The sequence below is a fragment of the Pseudonocardia sp. EV170527-09 genome, assembly GCF_008369905.1.
Taxonomy (GTDB): Bacteria; Actinomycetota; Actinomycetes; order Mycobacteriales; family Pseudonocardiaceae; genus Pseudonocardia.
In genome coordinates this window covers 1-2,264 of the sequence record NZ_VRMC01000211.1, presented here as the reverse complement: position 1 = coordinate 2,264, position 2,264 = coordinate 1, and the positions used below count along the sequence as shown (strand labels likewise).

Here is a 2,264-nt window from a genome sequence, read left to right as displayed (position 1 = left end):
AGGACAGAGCACTGTCCCCGGTCCCGGCAGCCGTGTCATGATCGCGCCCGGGCCAACGACACGTCAGGTCGTCCATCAACCGACACCACAGCCCGTCCCCGGACATGCGTTCTTGCCGCGGGCAACCCGGCGAGCCGTGAGGTCAGCGTGAGCATCGCGTAGGGCTGCCACCTCCGAGCGCCGCATGCCCAGTTTGCCGACCAGAAGGAGCTCATCAACAAGTTTCACGGCGTCAAGGAGTCCTTTTGGGCTCCGCAACCGCTTAAGGATCTGCGGGCGCAACGCTTCTAGATCGTCGCGTGCGTCATCCAGAAGGTCTACGGATGGAACGGGGAGGCTGTCTGCTTCCTTAGGTTCCAGCTTGAGCATTCCGCCGCCATAAGCGCGTCCAACGGTCTCTGCGCCGACCAGAGTCATCGAGGTCAATGCAGCCAGCGGCAAGACAGCGCTTCCAAGATCACGGACCTCGGGCTTGAGATAGACACCATGCACTGAGTTCAGATGCCGTGTCTTCGCCGCGTTAGCGGTGAGCCGTGGCGTGTCAGCGTTCATGTAGGTGATGAGCATGTCAGCCGGCTTCACCAGGGGCACACGCCACCAGGGCGACCGGACCCGGCATTTGTAGGCGGTATGGACGTTCGCAGTCTCACCCGCCGCGATGTAAGCGCGGGCAGCCGGCGAGGGGTCGCCACTGGGGCGGAAGAGCCAGGTGGAGGCTCCTTCGCGGCCCATGTCGCTCCAGGCATTCCTGGTGAACGAGAGCCCCCGGAGGTGACGGCTACCCGGTGGGCACAGCTCCAGAAGATCGGTGCGCTGCAGCCCACGTTCCCTCACTGTCTCCGGCGACAGGCAGAAGTAGCGGTTGTTGCCGGTCACCATGCCCAGCGTGGTGTCTCCCCAGGTTTCCAACGCAGTGAACCCGCCACCGGAGCTGAGACTGGAGTACGTGGTCAGCGCCTCGGCTGCCAGCAACGATGGCGTCCACTTGTCCTCGGGCCGGGTTGGCCGCCAGGCCCGACCCCGCTCGCCGGCGTCGATGTTCTGCAGCTCGCGGGCGTTCTGCGCTTGGAAGATGCGGGCGTGATCAACCGGGCCTTGCTTGTAGCCGTCGGCGAGGAGTAGCACGACGTCTTCCAGGACGCCGGGGAAGACGCGTTCGGTGAAGAGCACGAGGTCGACTTGCGCGAAGGACTCCAGCAAGAAGCGGCGGACTTCGGCGGCGTAGTTGACGCTGAGGAGCTCAGCTGGCAGCACCAGACCCATGCGCCCGCCCGGCTTCAGGAAGAGCGCGGAGTGCACAGTGAATGCCGCCCATGAGGAAGCCAGGTTCGTCAACTGAACCCCTGCGCGCCACGCTGCCGCTCGCGAGCGGACACGCGGCGGACCGGTGAAGTCCTGATAGCGGATGTAGGGCGGGTTACCGATCACGACGTCGTAAGAACCCGTGGGCTCGATACAGAAGAAGTCACCGGTGGTGATGTCTGCGTGGACCCCGGCCTGCTTCAGAAGCGACTCGGCGGCGTAGGCAGACGCCTCGTGCAGTTCGACCCCGTCTAGGCTGCCCAGCTGGAAGTCCAGCGTGTCAGGGTCGCGCAGTGCAGCGAGTCGATCGACGGCCGCGAGCAAGAACGATGCCTCGCCACAAGAGGGCTCCAGCACTCGATCGGACAGGCGTCGAACAGCCCAGTCAGTCACGTACCGAGCTACCGGCTCTGGCGTGAAGAAGGCCCCACGCGCTTTCCGCAGCTCAGCGGTGTCGAGCGACGCGGACGGGGACAGCACAGGCTTCATTGTTCCCTACCTTCCCAGACCCCCACATCAGACTCGCCGTCCAGCCACCACCGGCGTTGGCCATCGATCGTGTGCATCCAACTCCTCATCAGCGAACCCCCACCTCATGCTGATCAACAACCTCGGCCGGCGTCACAACACGGCTCAGCCCTTTGCCACGTTGGCGCCGTGTGAGCGCGCAAGGTGTCGACGACGGCCTGAGACTGACCCCCTGACGTCGGATTGGGATTGACCCCTTCTGGGCGACGCTGAGGGGGTGTTGTCGGTGGAGGACTGGTCCGAGATCCGTCGTCTGCATCGGGCGGAGGGTGTCCCGATCAAGGAGATCTCCCGCCGGCTGGGAGTCGCGCGGAACACGGTGCGTTCGGCGCTGCGGGCGCCGGGCCCACCGCGGCGGGAACGGGGCCCGCGGGGTTCGCTGGCTGATGCGGTCGAGCCGCAGGTGCGGGCTCTGTTGGCGCAGTTCCCGCGGA

At 65.5% G+C, this 2,264-nt stretch carries 2 protein-coding genes; one reads left to right on the top strand and one right to left on the bottom strand.

Annotated features, from left to right (window positions below):
• Window positions 1–75: 75 nt before the first annotated feature.
• On the bottom strand, window positions 76–1,791 hold the full coding sequence (locus tag FVA95_RS28400) for a class I SAM-dependent DNA methyltransferase (RefSeq protein ID WP_193564441.1): 1,716 nt from the start codon (window positions 1,789–1,791) through the stop codon (window positions 76–78).
• A gap of 256 nt (window positions 1,792–2,047) precedes the next feature.
• Between FVA95_RS28400 and FVA95_RS28395 the strand changes: the two genes are divergently transcribed.
• Window positions 2,048–2,264, top strand: a 217-nt coding sequence (locus FVA95_RS28395; protein WP_193564260.1) for a sigma factor-like helix-turn-helix DNA-binding protein, incomplete at its 3' end; no start/stop codon positions are given.

What these genes read in the sequence shown, in the direction of transcription:
- FVA95_RS28400 (WP_193564441.1), bottom strand. Translation starts at nt 1,791, where the DNA reads ATGAAGCCTGTGCTGTCCCCGTCCGCGTCGCTCGACACCGCTGAGCTG.